The following is a 16,068-nucleotide window of genomic DNA, read 5'->3' on the forward strand; positions in this document are numbered from 1 at the left end:
TGCCGGGCTGACGGTCAACAACACCGCGGTGGTGGCAAATGGTGTGTTTACCGTCGGCACGACGGTGGACACGGCGCTCGGGCTTCTGACGATCACCGGCTACACCCCGACGACGGTCAATGGCGTCGTGACGGGCGCGACCTTCACCTACAGCTACCTGCTGCAGGACAACAGCACGGCGCACGCTTCGGCTGGCACCGACGGCGGCGTGTTCGACAACTTCACCGTCGCCGTGACGGACGAGGACGGCTCGACCAACAATGCAACGCTCAATGTCGAGATCATCGACGACGTGCCGACCGCTATCGATCCGGACCACTTGCACCTGACGAATAGGGCAGGGAGCGAGGCGACTGCCTATCTCGACGTAGACCGCAACGTTGACGACAATGTCGGCGCTGATCAGCTTGGAACCGTACGGTTTGCTTCGTCACTCCACGGCTCCGAAAGTGGATACACGTCGAGTGGTGCGGCGATCTATTACTACGTCTCCGGCAATAGTCTAATTGCAACCACCTCTTCGGTCAGTGCGGCAGACAACACCAAGTGGGTCTTTGAGGTTGAGCTAAACCAGGACGGTAGCCTAACCACGGCGAACGACAGCTATACCGTCACGATGTACGGGAAGGTCGATTCAGCCAGCAATGTCAACTTCAATGGCGGGAGCTACGCGTTCTCTGGCGGGAACACCGACTGGGTCGGTTTCGTGCCCAATGGACAAATAAACAGCCCCCAAAACGATGATTCACCTGACCTTCTCATCACTCCCAGCGGTGCTTCGGGCACAAAAGTCAATGGCAATGCCACCTCTCTTGGCGTCTCCGGGGGCAGCGGAGGCCAAAATATCGGTTCCGGAGAAGGCGTCCGACTCAACTTCGTTTCGGATCTAACGGGAACCCCTAGCAGCAGTGGTACCTACAGTCCGACCTCGCCGGGCCACGCGTTCGACGAGCACTATCTGGTCAATGGCGCCTCCGTCAAATTCGGCGGCATAGGCAACGGTCGTTCTACTGCGGTATTCATGGCTTCGGACGACAATGATTTCGGAGATCCCACAGAAGACAATCGCATCGACGATAGTACATCTGAAGCGATCACGAAAATGGTCATCAAACACTCCGGCGGAACTGCCACCGCCACGGATGACACGGTTGTCGTTGATTTCTCAACGGGGAACTCGCAATCGATTATAGTCGATGGCATTGCCTATCGGGTAACGCGGGACACCGTGACGAACATGGTCACAGTTGAGGGGCTCGTCGATAATACCACCGTTGCTGTCTACACCGCAGATCAGTACACGACTCTTGATGTTTCTTACGGCCAAGGCACTGATACATTCTCGAACGCGACACAGACGTTTGCGCTCACAGGGTTCGGTAGCGCGGTTGTGGCGAGTGATCCAGTAAGCATCTCCATTCCCGTAGAACTCGTCGATGCGGATGGCGACAAAGCTGCTGGCACATCGATCGATCTGACCCTCCAGCCTGAAAACCAGGCGATGACCGGCGGTGCCTCTGCGGAAGTCTTTGCCGCCACATCACAGACTGACAGTTTCGACGGTGCGGGCGGCGTGGACCTAGTTTCCTATCAATCCGCATCAGCCGGAGTTGTTGCCAACCTTACAACACCTGCCGGGAATTCCGGCGAAGCAGCCGACGACAGCTATACGTCGATCGAGGGCCTGATCGGCAGCTCGTACAACGATGTTCTGACAGGCGATGCCCTAGCCAACACCCTTGTAGGCCTTGACGGAAACGACAAGCTCTACGGCAATGCTGGCAACGACATCTTAGATGGGGGGCTCGGCAATGACACGCTCTATGGTGGGACCGGCTCCGACTACATGACTGGTGGTGCAGGCGCTGACACCTTCATGATCGACGCAGACTCCTTGCAGATCGGTATCGATGACGTCATCACCGACTACAACTACGCCGAAGGTGACACCGTCGACCTCACGGCTTTGCTCGGCAATCTGCCAACGGGCACGAACCTCGACGGCAACTTCGTTCAGGTGGTCCAGGACGGCCAGAACGCCAATCTGCAGGTCGACACCGACGGCAGCGCCGGCAACGGCTCGAGCTGGCACACCGTCGCGGTGCTGGAGGACTTCCAGGTTTCGACCGAGGTGGTGAAGATCCTGTTCACCGAAAACAGTGCGCCGAAGACACAGGACGTTTCATAAACGCTACGTCGATCTCGACAGTTCGGCGGTTCTCGGTAATGATCCGGGGACCGCATTTTCCAGAGGGAGCCTTTTCATGATCAGAAGCATGCTGGTGGGGGCGATGGTCGCTCTTATGCCCATTTCAGGTATCGCGGCCGATCTCATCGTCGATTATGCGCCAGCCGCGAGGCAATGCGCTGAAGCCAGCCAATCCTCACTCACCGTTGACCAGGATGTTGCCACATTGACCAAGGAGGTCGTGTCGCGCATGGACGAGGCGATCGTGGTTGCCGACGATCCACACTGGATCTCCTCGACGCGACCTACCTTCGTCTGGGCGTCCGAGACCAAGGTTGCCTGCGGCAAGGCCTACGGCTATCTGCAGTCCAACTGGCGCGACGAGGATTACATCGCCAAATGCGATTGCTTCTACACCAAGATGCGGAATTACATGAATTGAGGCAGGCGGTTTGATCGTCATGTCCCACGCTGTCGTTTCACCGACCAGGCGGATGTCGCCCGGTCGGCAGTGGCTCGCCCTCGGCGTTCTCGCGCTTGGTACACTTGCGGGCTGTCAGGGCGCACCCACGCCCCAGGATGTTCTCGACGTGGAATCGCCGCAGGCGAGGCACGCGCGGCGCGCGGCCGAACATGCGGTGAAGCCGCAGGAAACCTTCGGCAGCGGCGCAACGCGGATAGCGCTCATCACGGCGTTGATGGCGCCGTCAGGCGAAACGGTACGCGAACGCGACATCCGCGACGGCGCGTCGCTCGCTGTCGATGAGGTGGGTGGCGGCCAGCTCTCGTTGCTGGTCGAAAATACCGACGGTTCGCCACAGCAGATTCAAGAGGCGGCGAAGCGGCTTGCCAGCCAGAACGTCGCGCTCGTCGCGTTGTCGGTCGCCGACATGCCTGTCAGCACCGTGCGCCAGGGTCTGGGCTCGTCCTTCCGTGCGCCACTCTTGGTCCTGCGCGGCAACGGTGCGGAACGGCCGGCCGGCACTTTCGCTTTCGTGTCCGACCGCATCGACAGCGCCGTTGAGGGGGCATCCTATGCGGTGGCGTCCGGGCGCAAGCGGCTCGTCGTGCTCTTGCCGAGCGATATCTCCGCCGCCGAGCGGCAAAGACTCGACCGTGGGCTTGCCGGCTATGGCATCAAACCGGCGCTCGTCGCCGTGACGGGGACCACTGCATTCACCGGCGACGCGGCCTCCAAGACCACGTTGAAAGACACCGATGGCGTTCTCCTCGTCGGCTCGGGAGATCCGGATGTCGGTGCACTATCGCAACTCAAGGCCAACGGCTATCTGAAACCGAACGCGATGGTCGTCGGAAGTTCCGGCTGGGCAAATGCTGCTTATAAGCGCCCTGAGCTCGCGGGCAGCCATCTCTGTCTGTTTGGTCCTGAAAATGGTTCCCGGATGACCTCCCGCTATCTTGATCGATACGAGCGGGCCGCAGGCACCGATGCGGCCTATGGCTTCGACGTGATCGCGCTCGCCGCCGGCCTCGTGCGCAGCCAGGGCGAAACCGCCATCACACAAGAGAGCCTTCGGTCTCCAAACGGCTTCATCGGTGCGGCAGCAGCCTTCCGCTTCGAAAAGAACGGTTCCGTCGAGCGAACCTGCGCGATCTACCAGGTCACCTCCGGAAGCGTGAAACTCCTGGATCCAGCGCCACGCTCCTTCTGAAGCGCTAGCGCTGGCCTCAAGTTCCGCTTGCCTGCCCACGGGTGCGATTATCCAAAGGCTTGCGGAGCCTCTCATCTCGAAGCCACGCGCGAAGCGGCGCCCCGGGGCACGCCAGCGTTGCTCTTCAGCATTCCCGGACGAAGCGCAGCGTTGACCATTGCTGAGCATCGGCAGGGTTGCCATGCTCAAGTAACCATCCGCAGCGCCCCGATCCTGACCTTATCGATGCTGCGGCGATCTCGGAGAAAGTTCGGCAAGGAGCAAGCCGAGATCTGCGCATTCTCCATATCCTGGAAGATGGCGGGCCATCGGAACCGGACAGGGGGTAGGCTGTAGCCTGCGCAGGTGGGGTCATGACAAAAGGTTGTATCTGAGTGGGCCTGCTTCCGGGGGAAGGGAGACCCCGGAAGCCGATAGCGGCGTCAAATGTCTTCGTCGCCGCCGAAATTCATGTCGTCCGCAGGCTCCTCCAGCGAGGGAGCCGCGGCGCCGGCCTGAGCTGCCTGTGCTTCGTCACCACCAAACATGCCTGCGATCGCATTGCCGAGCAGAACGCCGCCGGCTCATCGCGGTCTGCGCCGCACCGGCGAGGAAGCCGCCGCCGGCGCGCTGCTGCATCGGCTGGCCGGGCTGCGCGCCGATCCGCTCCTGGATGAAGCGGTCGGATTGAGCGTCGCGCGGGCCGGATTGGCGTTCGACATGGGCGAGCTTGGAGAACAGGCTGTCAATGGCCTGCTGGTCGTTGCGATCCGTTAGATGTGTTCCTTGCTATCTGCGGAGACTACTACTCACGCTCGCCAGTGAAGTTCAACAGCAACTGGAAGATGTTGACGAAATTCAGATAGAGCGACAAAGCGCCGAAGACGGCGAGCTTCTGTTGGGATTCCTGGTCGAAGTTGTCGGCATACTGCTCCTTGATGTTCTGCGTGTCCCAGGCAGTCAGGCCGACGAAGACGACGATACCGATTACCGAGACGGCAAACTGAAGAGCGGTCGAGCCGAGGAAGATGTTGACGATCGAGGCAATCACTACGCCGATTAGGCCCATGATCAGGAACGAGCCCATTTTCGCCAGGTCGCGTTTCGTCACATAGCCGTAGAGGCTCGTCGCACCGAACATCGTGGCAGCGATGAAGAAGGTGCGGGCGATGCTGGCTCCGGTGAAGATCAGGAAGACCGAGGCGAGCGATAGACCCATGACGGCACAGAAGGCCCAGAAGGTCATCTGCGCTGAGGATGCCGACATCGTATGCATCTTGAATGAAAAGAAAAAGACGAAGGCGAGCGGCGCTAGCATCACCACCCACTTCAGCGGGGTGGAAAAGATCGGCACGTAGAGCGCCGGCGTCGTGCCGACGATGAAGGCCACAAGGCCCGTCACGACAAGGCCGAGGCCCATATAGTTGTAGACGCGCAGCATATGCTGGCGAAGGCCCTCGTCGAGGGCAGCGGCAGAAGCCTGGCTCATGCCGCTGAAGCGGTTCTGGTTCGAATACATGATGGTTTCCTCAGTAAAGTGAGTTCTTGAGAAGCTCGGCCTCATCGCTGAGGCCGATGCCGGGCGTGCTTGAGACGACGGCATAGGCGACCTCGCCGACCTGCCACCAGGCAGCCTCGGCGTTGGAAAGATTGAGGTCCTTCACGGACTCGACCGCGAAGTGACCGGGCCTGCCGGCGAAGAGCGATATGAGTGTGCCTGCATCAGTCCTGACGCTCGTCTCGACGCTGGGCCCGAAATCCGAGGGGAATACCTGGACGTCGACGACGTTCCAGTCCTTCGGAAGTTCCGGCATGACGATGGCGGTCGCGGCACGAATGTCGTTCCGGTCGTAGGTTTGCACTCCCGGCTGTGACGGCATTCCCGCCCTAACGAGCGAGGTCTGATGCGCGCGGATGGCGTATTCCACGAAAGCTGGCGGATGGGCCGAGGCATTGACTTCCCTCGGACCGACGGACGAATGGGCAATCCACCCCACCGAAATCATCAAGCCGACCGCCGCCACCTTCTGCAGGGAACTCCACACGCGCGCATTCGCCAGTCCCGACGAAAGGCGGCGGGCCGCCTCGCGCGTTTCGGGTCCTCCGGCAACGACATCCGACGTCATCGCCAGCTTGAGCGTGGTCCGCATGCCGAGGTCAGCCATGACACGAGCCGCCGCGTCCGGGTTCCTAGCAAGCCAGGTTTCAACCCGGAGCCTGCCGGCCGCATCGAGCTGGTTGTCCACATAGGCATCGAGATCGGTATCGATAATCGTGTCGACGTCAGTCATTATCGCCTCCGACAAGCCTCAGGTGGTTGGGCTTTTTCGTTCCGTTTTCGAAATCTCTGAGGCTCGCCCTTGCGCGGGAAACGCGCGACATCAAAGTCCCGACGGGAATGTCGAGTATGTCGGCAGCCTCGTGATAGGAGAGGTCCTCGACGGCAACGAGATGAAGGGCCTCGCGCTGTTCTTCCGGAAGCATCATGAATGCTTCGCGGACCTGAGCCAGCCGTACGCTGTGCTCCTGGTGGGCGGGGTAAGACGATCCGGCCTCCTGCGCCGACTGGTCGTCACGCTGCCCACGAGAGATCGCGGACCGCAAGCGGTCGATATGCGTGTTGCGAACGATCGCGAAAAGCCAGTTTCTAAGGTTCGCTCCCGACCGGAATGACGAGCGCCGCTCATAGGCTCTCACCAGAGCGTCGTGAACAAGATCCTCGGCGTCCGGCGAGTTGCGCGCAAGCGAGCGGGCATAGCGCCGCAGTGCAGCCAGTTGCCCAATAACGTCAAAAGCGCCTTTCTTCGAATCCATACCCGGATATACGGAGCGGATGCGGCTTCTCATCCATCGCGCAGAAAAAAATCTGAAGAAATCTGAGAACTGCTGTCGAGACCAGGCTCCAGATGCGGCAGCCGCAGGCAGATTGGGCCTGCAGAGATCCTCGGTCCGTGCGGCCTCTAACGTGCCGTGCGTGCCGCAGATGCAATATCGGACCATCGGGCAAAGCCGCGATGATCCGATACAATTTCTCGTCCTGTTACAACCGCGAGACGCGAGGTCTTGTCGGAATTGTTCTACGCAGGCTGCTGCGTCTGGCGGCTGACCTTGCTGACGAAACCGACGATCAGCACGAAGGTCAGCGCCTCGACTGCAGCCACCAGCCACAGCCCGTGGGTCATGACGCCGGTCGTGTCCTTCAGATAGCCCATGAGGTAGGGGGCGCCGAAGCCGGCGAGGTTCGCCACCGAGTTGATGAGCGCGATGCCGACCGCTGCAGCCGAACCCGCCAGGCAATGGTTCGGCATCTGCCAGAAGACCGGGATTGCGGACATGGTGCCGACGATCGCAAGCGCCAGGGCAGCGAGCGACAGGGCAGCGCTGGCCGGAAGGACAAAGCCCAGAGCCATGAGGCCGGTGGCACCCGCGAGTGCTGCAAAGGCGCAGTGGTAGCGCACCTCCGAGGTGCGATCGGAATGAATGCCGTTCAGGATCATGCCCGCAGCACCGCCGAGATAGATGGCTGCCATGATCCAGCCGACCGTCGCGGGGCTGGAGAATCCGATTTCGCGTACCACCGAGGGGCCGAAGAAAGTCAGCGTCGAGTTCGCCATGATGATGCAGAAATAGATGGCGATGAATTTCCATACGGTCGGGTTCGTCAGCGCCTTGAGCACGCTGTGCTCACGATGGCCGAGAGCCTTCTTGTCCTGCTCGATGTCCTGGATGAGCAGGGCCTTTTCCTCCGAGGTCAGCCAATGCGCCTTCTCAGGCTTGTCGGTCAGATAGAAGATGGTGGCGATGCCGGCGAATATCGACGGGATGCCTTCGAGCAGGAACACCCACTGCCACCCGGCCCAGCCGTTGGCGCCGCCGAGCTGCGTCATGATCGTGCCTGCCAGCGGGCCGCCGATGACGCCGGCAAGTGCCGAGGCGGACATGAAGAGGCCGAAGGCCTTGGCGCGACGCAGCGACGGATACCAATAGGTCAGGTAGAGGATGATGCCGGGGTAGAAGCCGGCCTCGAACACGCCGAGCAGGAACCGCAGCGTATAGAACTGCCAGGGCTGGGTGACGAACATCATCAGCACGCAGATGATACCCCAGCCGATGGTGATGCGTGCGATCGTGGCGCGGGCGCCGATCCGTTCAAGCCACATGTTGCTCGGCACCTCGAAGAAGAAATAGCCGAGGAAGAAGATGCCGGCACCGAGACCGTAAACGGTTTCGCTGAACTGCAGGTCCTGCAGCATGGTGAGCTTCGCGAAACCGACATTCACCCGGTCGATCCATGCCAGGATCCACAGGAACATCAGGAAGGGAAGGAGCCGCCATGTCACCTTGCGGTAGACGGACTCGAGATTTTCGGGGTTCGCGGAGGGTGAGCCGCCTCTGTTCCCCGCATGTGCTGCCGATGCCATTGTGGACTACCTCCCGTATAAGTCCATTTCAGGATACCAGCCGCTATGCGGCCGGCGTGATAACCTCCTGCGCCTCTTTTACGAGAGCGCCCAGTCGATAGCGGCTGATGTTGGCGATCTGTCGCAGTGCTTCCGCAAGCTCAGCCTCAGTCTCCCGTCCGATGCGATGCTTGAACTCGGCAAAGATGCCGGCCTTGGTGTAGTGGCGAACGCAAAGGATGAAGGGAAAGCCGTGCCGGGCGCGATAGCGGCGGTTCAGATCGTCGATCAGCGCCATCTCGTGGCCCGCCAGGCTGTCAAGCCCCGCCGTTCCCTGTTCGACGGTCGACTCCGCGGTCATCCGGCCCTGCTTGGCCTCCTTGCCGGCAAGGTCCGGATGCGCGCCCAGAAACTCGACCTTGGACGTCGTGTCTCGGGCCAGGATCTGGGCGAACATCGAACCATGCAATGCCTCGACGTCGGCGAACGGCCGCTTCTGCCAGCTGCGCTGCGCGACCCAAGGCGAGTTCTCGAAGACAGGACCGAGGTAGGCGACGAACGCGTCGCAGTCCAGTTGGTTGATCGCATCGATATCAAGCATGTCTTGCCCTGAAGTTGAGCCGCCGCATCGGGGCGTTTCCTATGCAAACGGTGCTCGGTGGGGGCGATTTGGTCAACGCGGACAGGCAAATACCCACTATTAGCCAGACGAATAAAAGGTGGTGTTGACCTATTGGCCGGCTCGCCCTGCCAGATTTTGTTGGCTATTCTGAAAACCAGATGTCGAAAGAAGATACCGTTGACGCACATCTCCTAAAGGTATTCTGCGCGCTCATGGCCGAGGGCAGTGTGACGCGTGCCGCGGTCAAGCTGGAGCAATCCCAGCCGGCGGTCAGCCTGGCGCTTGGCAAGCTGCGCGAGATCTTTTCCGACCAATTGCTTGTGCGCGGCCGTGACGGAATGGTCCCGACGGAGCGCGCTCTGGCGGTTTTGCCACGCGCTCAGGCCCTGTTGGCCGATCTCACCAGCTTGGTCGACGCCACGGCGCCGTTTGACGCAAGCAATCACAGCTTCACGATCGCCTCGCCGGACTACATGGCGCCGGTGTTCCTGTCAGAAATTGTCGATCAGATCAGGCGCAAGGCGCCGAATGCGAGCCTCGTGATCCGGGCGCTCGGTCCCGACTTCGACTTCGAGGGAGCGCTTGCCCGGGGTGACGTTGATGTCGTCATCGGCAACTGGCCGTCTCCGCCCGCCTATCTCAAGCGCTCGATCCTCCTGCAGGACGACATCGTTTGCCTGATGCGGGACACCCATCCTCTGGCGCAGGGCGAATTCAGCGAAGCCGATTACCTGGCGGCGGCCCATATCGTGCCGGTGGCCTATTCGATGGCCCATCGCGGTGTCGTCGAAACCCACTTGTCAAGCCTTCGGGTCAGCCGGGCGCGCACCGTGGCGCTTTCCTATTTTACGACCGCACCGTACCTCTTGCTGCAGTCGGACCTGATCTTCTCGACCAGCCGTCATTTTGCCAGCTACTTTGCGGGGCTTCTGCCGCTCGTCGTGCGCCAGCCGCCGATCGAGTTCCCGCAGATGGTCTTCCACATGCTATGGCATGACCGCTCGCATCATTCGCTGATGCACCGGTGGCTGCGCGAGATCATCATGCAGGCGCGCAACAGGATCATCAGCTAGATTTCGGAACGAAGTGGCTGCTCTCGGAGTAACCGGACAGTCGCGCCCAATCCTTCATCGCCGTGTCGGCGGCGGCCCAACAGAGTTGCGGACCACCAGGTCGGGCCTCAGCAGGATCTCCGTTTCTGAAGGGATGCGGTCCGAAAGCATCTCGAGAAGCAGTGCCATCGCGTGCTTGCCGATCGCGGTGCGTGGTTGGCGGATCGTGGTCAGGGAAGGGGTCATGAAACTGGCTTGCGGGACGTCATCGAAGCCGGTGACCGAAAACTGATCCGGTATCTCATAGCCGCGCGCCTTAAGGCCAAGCGCGACACCAAGAGCAGTCTGATCGTTGACGCACATGAAGGCGGTCGGAAGGTCGTCGCGCATGAAGAGCTGCTCCAGCGCCAGCCTGCCGCTTTCCACCGTTCCGTCGCCTTCGAGGATAAGGCGGCGGTTCGGGGGGATGCCGGCCGCCGCAAGTCCGGCCTCGTACCCCGACCGACGACGGCCATAGGCAAGGCGCGTATGGGAGTCTCCGATGAATGCGATCCGCCGATGCCCTTCGGAAATGAGAAGATCAACGGCCTTGCGCGCGCCTTCGACGTCGTCGACGCCGACATAGGGAATGCCACCGTTGAAGACGGGCTCGAAGACACCGACGGTCGGCGGCAGGCGCGGCGTCACCTCCTGATGGCCGAAAGGAAGAATGCCGGTAAACAGGATCAGGCCGGCCGCCTGGTTCGAGTTGAAGAATTTCAGATATTCCAACCCGCGTTGGGCATCATTCTGGGTATGCCCGATCAGCACGCCGTAGCCATGGGCACGCGCTTCATTTTCAAGGCCAACCAGAATGCTGGAGAAGTTCGGATCGCCGATATCGGGCGCGACCACGAGTATCATGTTCGAGCGCCCCAGCCTAAGGCTGCGCGCCATCGCATTGGTGGTGTAGCCCGTCAGCGCGATGGCCTGGTTGACCTTCAGTCGCGTGGACTTGGCAACCTTCTCGGGCATGTGAATGGCCCGCGAAACTGTCGCGATCGACACTTCGGCGATCCGTGCGACATCTTCGATGGTTGCGGGGGTGGAATCGGACACTCGCTTGGCCTCGGGCTTTGTTGCGAGACACTACACAGACTTGCCTGACGGTCAAACGCGCAGGCCGAAAAAATTGTCTTACAAGCATGATGTAAACCTTTACATCGCGCAGTGTAAAGGTTTACATCATTGAAAAAGCGGTGGAGGCCGCAGGGAGGGGAATATGACCACGGAGGTTGTCGACGGGGCTCCCGTCGTGCTGTCTGCGCGCCGCATCAGTAAATCCTTCAGCGGCGTGCAGGTGCTTTTCAGCGTCGATTTCGAGCTGCGCCAGGGCGAGATCCACGCGCTGATGGGCGAGAACGGCGCCGGCAAATCCACGCTCGTCAAGATATTGTCCGGCTTCGAGCAACCGACCTCGGGCGAGATCTTGCTCGACGGCCAGTCGGTGAAGCTCCCGGCAAACGGTGCGGCCGAAGCGCTCGGCATCGTCATCATCCATCAGGAATTCAATCTGGCCGAACATCTCACCGTCACCGAGAGCCTGTTTCTCGGCCGCGAAGTGACCAGGTTCGGCGTGCTCGACCGCAAGTTCATGCGAGCGGAAACGCGCCGCGTTCTCGATCTCCTCGGCTCCCATGTCGACGAGAACGCGATGATCGGCTCGCTCTCGATCGCCGAAAAACAGATGGTGGAGATTGCCAAGGCTATCAGCCGTGACGCGCGTGTCGTCTTCATGGATGAGCCGACCGCCGTCCTTTCTCGCGAAGAAACGAACTTTCTGTTCCGCTTGGTGCGCAAGCTGCGCGACAAGGGGACGAGTTTCGTCTTCGTGTCGCACAAGCTCGACGAGGTCATGGAACTCACCGATCGCGTGACGGTTTTGCGCGACGGCCAATGGATCAAGACATCGCCGACCTCCATCCTCGACGGCGAGGCGATCGCCCAGTTGATGGTCGGCCGTGAGCTTTCGAGCCTCTATCCCGCCAAAAGCGAACCCGACGTCGACGAGGAGGTCGTGCTGCGCGTCAGTTCGGTCTCGACAGGCTACGTTAGGGACGCAAGCTTCGAGGTCCGCCGCGGCGAGATCCTCGGTTTTTCCGGGATGATCGGTTCGGGTCGGACGGAATTGATGGAGGCGATTGTCGGATTGCGCCCGCGTATGGCTGGCGAGGTTCTCGTTCGTGGCCAGCCGGTTTCATCCGGTGACGTGCACGCGGTCAACAAGGCCGGTCTCGCATATATGACCAAGGACCGGAAAGCCAAGGGGCTGTTGCTCAATGCCGGGATGATGGCGAACCTGACGCTGCAGTCGCTCGGTCGCCATAGCCGCCTCGGCTATCTCGATCCGGGAAGCGAGGAGGCGGCTCTGGTCAAGGCGCGCCGCCGCTTCGACATCCGCGTCAGGGATGACAAGATTGTCGCCGGACGCATGTCCGGTGGCAACCAGCAGAAGCTGCTTCTCGCCAAGGTAATAGAAACCGACCCTGGTATCATCATCATCGACGAGCCGACCCGCGGCATCGACGTCGGCACCAAGCAGCAGATCTACCACTTCATCTCGGCGCTCGCCCGGGACGGTCGCTCGATCATTGTCGTCTCATCGGAGATGCCCGAAGTCATAGGCCTATGCAGTCGCGTGGTGGTCATGCGCGAAGGCCATATCGCCGGCATTCTCGAGGGGGACGAGATCTCCGAGCAGGAGATCATGCGCTACGCCGCAGGATTGAAGAAGAAGACGGCGGCCTGAGGCGGCCGCGGCGCATCCTGCGCAGATGCCGAGAACAACAAGATTCCCGACAGGTGGGACGGAGGTTCAATTGGATATGAGCGTAAACGAGGAAGGCAGTCAGGGCGCAATTCGCCGCCGCAGCTGGCGCGACATCGATCTAAGGGCCGTGGCGCCATTCGTCGCACTGGCGTTGCTGCTGCTGGTAGGGGCGCTGGTCAATCCCAACTTCATCAGCATCAACAACCTCGCCAACGTCGCTACCCGCAGCGCCTTCATCGCCATTATCGCGGTCGGAGCGACCTTCGTGATTTCGTCGGGCGATCTCGATCTCTCCGTCGGGGCGATGGTCGCCTTCATCGCCAGTCTGATGATCCTGTTCATGAACTCCGGGGTCATCGCCGATCCGGTACTCATGCTTCTGGCGGCGGTCCTGTTTACTATCGTCGCCGGCGCACTCTGTGGTCTTGCCAACGGTCTGATCACCACGGTCGGCAAGATCGAGCCCTTCATCGCAACGCTCGGCACCATGGGCATCTATCGGGGACTGACGACCTGGCTGTCGCAAGGCGGCGCAATCACGCTTAAGGAGCCGGAGCTCCAGGAGATCTATCGGCCGGCCTATTTCGGCACGATCTTCGGCCTGCCGGTTCCGATCGTCGTCATCCTCGCAGTGACGGCCGTGGCGGCCTTCATCCTCTACCGCACGCGTTACGGTCGGCACGTCGTCGCCGTCGGCTCCAGTCGCGACGTTGCGCGCTACTCGGGCATTTCCGTCAACCGCGTCCGCACCGTCGCCTTCGTGATCCAGGGGCTCTGCGTGGCAGCGGCCGTCCTCCTCTATGTGCCGCGCCTCGGCTCGACGTCGGCAACGACTGGCATTCTCTGGGAACTACAGGCGATCACCGCCGTTGTCGTCGGCGGCACCGCGCTCAAAGGCGGCGCGGGTCGCGTCTGGGGCACGATCTGTGGTGCGTTCATCCTCGAACTGGTCGGCAACATCATGCTGCTCTCCAACTTCATCAGCGAATACCTGATCGGCGCCATCCAGGGTGCGATCATCATCATTGCGATGCTCGTCCAGCGCTCGCTGGTTCGGAAATCGTGAGACGGCCGGGTCCACAGGTCTCCCGGCCTCAAACAGGCTGACCTGATATTTGGGAGGAACTTAATGCGTAATAAGCTATTCGGCCTGACCCTTGCGGCCATGACCGCACTCGCTGGCGTGTCGCACGCGCAGGAAGAAAAGAAAGTGACGATCGGCGTCTCGATCCCGGCAGCCGATCATGGCTGGACGGCCGGCGTGGTCTTCCATGCCGAGCGCGTCGCCAAGATCCTGATGGAACGCAATCCGGGCCTGAACGTCATCGTCAAGACCTCACCCGATCCGGCCAGCCAGGCCAACGCCGTGCAGGACCTCGAGACCCAGGGCATCGACGCTCTCGTCATCCTGCCGACCGATCCGGATCCGCTGGTCAACGCCATCAAGGAAGTAAAGGGCAAGGGGACCTTCGTCGCGCTCGTCGACCGTGCGCCGAGCGTCAACGACAATTCCGTGCGCGATCTCTATGTCGCCGGTAACAATCCGGCGCTCGGCCAGGTCGCGGGCGAATACATCAAGGCCACGACGCCGGAAGCTGAAGTCGTCGTCATTCGCGGCCTGCCGATCCCGATCGACCAGCAGCGCCAGGACGGCTTCGACAAGGGCATCGAAGGCTCGAAAGTCAAGGTTCTCGACCGTCAGTACGGCAACTGGAACCGCGACGATGCCTTTAAGGTCATGCAGGACTACCTGACGAAGTACCCGAAGATCGACGTCGTCTGGTGCCAGGACGACGACATGGCCGTCGGCGTACTGCAGGCCATCGAGCAGGCGAAGCGCACCGACATCCAATACGTCGTTGCCGGCGCCGGCTCGAAGGAAATGATCAAGAAGGTCATGGACGGCGACAAGATGATCCCGGTCGACGTGCTCTACCCGCCGGCAATGGTCGGTACGGCGCTTGAGATGACCGTGGCCAACTTCTACGGCCAGGTTCCGGTCCGTGGCGTCTACACGATCGATGCAACGCTCGTGACCAAGGACAATGCCAAGGACTTCTATTTCCCGGATTCGCCGTTCTGATCAAGGCTTGACTGAAAGGCGGCCCGCGGTCGGCGCGGGCTGCCGTCCCACAACGATCACCTGAAATCACAAGTCGTGTCGTCTTGAGCCCCAGGCGGGCATCGCCGGCGCCTTTCGATTGCCCGGCACATTTTCCAACGGAGGAGACGAGAGATGAAGACGATCAAGGGGCCAGGGCTCTTTCTTGCGCAGTTTGCCGGCGATGCGGCGCCGTTCAATTCCTGGGATGCGATCACCAAATGGGCGGCCGACTGCGGCTACAAAGGCGTGCAGGTCCCGAGCTGGGACGCGCGGCTGATCGATCTCAGACAAGCCGCGACCTCCAAGACCTATTGCGACGAGTTCGCCGGCACGGCGCGCGACAACGGTGTCGAGGTGACCGAGCTTTCCACCCATCTGCAGGGCCAGCTCGTTGCCGTGCACCCGGCCTATGACGAGGCCTTCGATGGTTTTGCGGCACCGGAAGTGCGCGGCAATCCTAAAGCGCGGCAGCAATGGGCGGTCGAGCAGGTGAAGCTGGCGCTGACTGCCTCGAAGAACCTCGGGCTCAATGCCATGGCGAGTTTTTCCGGCGCGCTTGCCTGGCCCTTCGTCTATCCCTGGCCGCAGCGGCCGGCCGGCCTCGTCGAGACCGCCTTTGACGAACTGGCGAAACGTTGGAAACCGATCCTCGACCATGCCGAGGATTGTGGTGTGGATGTCTGCTACGAGATCCATCCGGGCGAAGACCTGCACGACGGCATCACCTACGAGATGTTCCTGGAGCGCACCGGCAACCACGCCAGAGCCTGCATGCTCTATGACCCCTCGCACTACGTGCTGCAGTGCCTCGACTATCTCGACAACATCGACATCTACAAGGACCGCATCCGCATGTTCCACGTCAAGGATGCGGAGTTCAACCCGACCGGACGCCAGGGCGTCTATGGCGGCTATCAGGGCTGGGTCAACCGGGCCGGCCGCTTCCGCTCGCTCGGCGACGGTCAGGTGGATTTCGGCGCGGTGTTTTCGAAGATGGCGGCCAATGATTTTTCCGGCTGGGCGGTGGTCGAATGGGAATGCGCGCTGAAACATCCTGAGGACGGTGCGCGCGAGGGTGCCGACTTCGTCAAGCACCACATCATCCGCGTCACCGAAAAGGCCTTCGACGATTTCGCCGGAGCGGGCACCGACGAGGCCGCCAACCGGCGCATGCTGGGGATTTGAGTTTTCGCCCCTCGGCGGCAGATCGTGACGTCCAGCCGTCCATTTAATTCGTACGG

At 61.2% G+C, this 16,068-nt stretch carries 15 protein-coding genes; 9 read left to right on the forward strand and 6 right to left on the reverse strand.

The window, feature by feature from the left end; all coding sequences use genetic code 11:
- The 4 genes from BLU35_RS16365 to BLU35_RS35645 form a co-directional block, all read left to right on the forward strand.
- The coding region (locus tag BLU35_RS16365) for a type I secretion C-terminal target domain-containing protein (protein ID WP_143032940.1) at positions 1–2,188 on the forward strand (2,188 nt) is incomplete at its 5' end.
- 76 nt (positions 2,189–2,264) lie between these two features.
- Positions 2,265–2,630, forward strand: a complete 366-nt coding sequence (locus tag BLU35_RS16370; protein WP_093233728.1) for a hypothetical protein — start codon at positions 2,265–2,267, stop codon at positions 2,628–2,630.
- A gap of 19 nt (positions 2,631–2,649) precedes the next feature.
- On the forward strand, positions 2,650–3,861 hold the full coding sequence (locus BLU35_RS16375; RefSeq protein ID WP_143032941.1) for an ABC transporter substrate-binding protein: 1,212 nt from the start codon (positions 2,650–2,652) through the stop codon (positions 3,859–3,861).
- 525 nt (positions 3,862–4,386) lie between these two features.
- Complete coding sequence (locus BLU35_RS35645) at positions 4,387–4,617, forward strand: hypothetical protein (protein WP_176907285.1); 231 nt, start codon at positions 4,387–4,389, stop codon at positions 4,615–4,617.
- 28 nt (positions 4,618–4,645) lie between these two features.
- On the opposite strand, the gene BLU35_RS16385 is transcribed toward BLU35_RS35645, so the two are convergent.
- From BLU35_RS16385 to uraD, 5 genes are all read right to left on the reverse strand, one after another.
- Positions 4,646–5,359: a Bax inhibitor-1/YccA family protein gene (locus tag BLU35_RS16385; protein ID WP_093233730.1), complete on the reverse strand. Its 714-nt coding sequence runs from the start codon at positions 5,357–5,359 to the stop codon at positions 4,646–4,648.
- A 10-nt stretch (positions 5,360–5,369) separates the two neighbouring features.
- Complete coding sequence (locus BLU35_RS16390; RefSeq protein WP_093233731.1) at positions 5,370–6,131, reverse strand: anti-sigma factor family protein; 762 nt, start codon at positions 6,129–6,131, stop codon at positions 5,370–5,372.
- On the reverse strand, positions 6,124–6,654 hold the full coding sequence (locus BLU35_RS16395; RefSeq protein WP_093233732.1) for a sigma-70 family RNA polymerase sigma factor: 531 nt from the start codon (positions 6,652–6,654) through the stop codon (positions 6,124–6,126). Before BLU35_RS16395 ends, BLU35_RS16390 begins: the two co-directional genes overlap by 8 nt.
- A 263-nt stretch (positions 6,655–6,917) precedes the next feature.
- Complete coding sequence (locus tag BLU35_RS16400) at positions 6,918–8,261, reverse strand: MFS transporter (RefSeq protein ID WP_093233733.1); 1,344 nt, start codon at positions 8,259–8,261, stop codon at positions 6,918–6,920.
- A 43-nt stretch (positions 8,262–8,304) separates the two neighbouring features.
- A complete protein-coding gene (gene uraD / locus BLU35_RS16405) occupies positions 8,305–8,841 on the reverse strand; it encodes a 2-oxo-4-hydroxy-4-carboxy-5-ureidoimidazoline decarboxylase (protein WP_093233734.1) in 537 nt (178 codons plus the stop codon).
- Between the two features lie 179 nt (positions 8,842–9,020).
- Between uraD and BLU35_RS16410 the strand changes: the two genes are divergently transcribed.
- A complete protein-coding gene (locus tag BLU35_RS16410; RefSeq protein WP_093233735.1) occupies positions 9,021–9,935 on the forward strand; it encodes a LysR family transcriptional regulator in 915 nt (304 codons plus the stop codon).
- A 54-nt stretch (positions 9,936–9,989) separates the two neighbouring features.
- On the opposite strand, the gene BLU35_RS16415 is transcribed toward BLU35_RS16410, so the two are convergent.
- The gene (locus BLU35_RS16415) at positions 9,990–11,012 is read right to left on the reverse strand and encodes a LacI family DNA-binding transcriptional regulator (protein ID WP_093233736.1); all 1,023 of its coding nucleotides are present in this window, start codon (positions 11,010–11,012) and stop codon (positions 9,990–9,992) included.
- A gap of 163 nt (positions 11,013–11,175) precedes the next feature.
- Here BLU35_RS16415 and BLU35_RS16420 point away from each other — a divergent pair, with 163 nt between their 5' ends.
- The 4 genes from BLU35_RS16420 (at position 11,176) to BLU35_RS16435 (ending at position 16,012) form a co-directional block, all read left to right on the forward strand.
- Entirely contained in the window at positions 11,176–12,702 is a 1,527-nt protein-coding gene (locus BLU35_RS16420; RefSeq protein ID WP_093233737.1) for a sugar ABC transporter ATP-binding protein, read from the forward strand.
- Between the two features lie 76 nt (positions 12,703–12,778).
- Complete coding sequence (locus tag BLU35_RS16425; protein WP_093233738.1) at positions 12,779–13,789, forward strand: ABC transporter permease; 1,011 nt, start codon at positions 12,779–12,781, stop codon at positions 13,787–13,789.
- Between the two features lie 63 nt (positions 13,790–13,852).
- Positions 13,853–14,806 carry a substrate-binding domain-containing protein gene (locus BLU35_RS16430; protein WP_057249660.1) on the forward strand — a complete coding sequence of 318 codons (954 nt, stop codon included), beginning with the start codon at positions 13,853–13,855 and terminating at the stop codon, positions 14,804–14,806.
- Between the two features lie 153 nt (positions 14,807–14,959).
- On the forward strand, positions 14,960–16,012 hold the full coding sequence (locus BLU35_RS16435) for a sugar phosphate isomerase/epimerase family protein (protein ID WP_093233739.1): 1,053 nt from the start codon (positions 14,960–14,962) through the stop codon (positions 16,010–16,012).
- Positions 16,013–16,068 lie beyond the last annotated feature (56 nt).

Origin of the sequence: Sinorhizobium sp. NFACC03 (assembly GCF_900103435.1) — a bacterium.
Lineage (GTDB): Bacteria > Pseudomonadota > Alphaproteobacteria > Rhizobiales > Rhizobiaceae > Ensifer.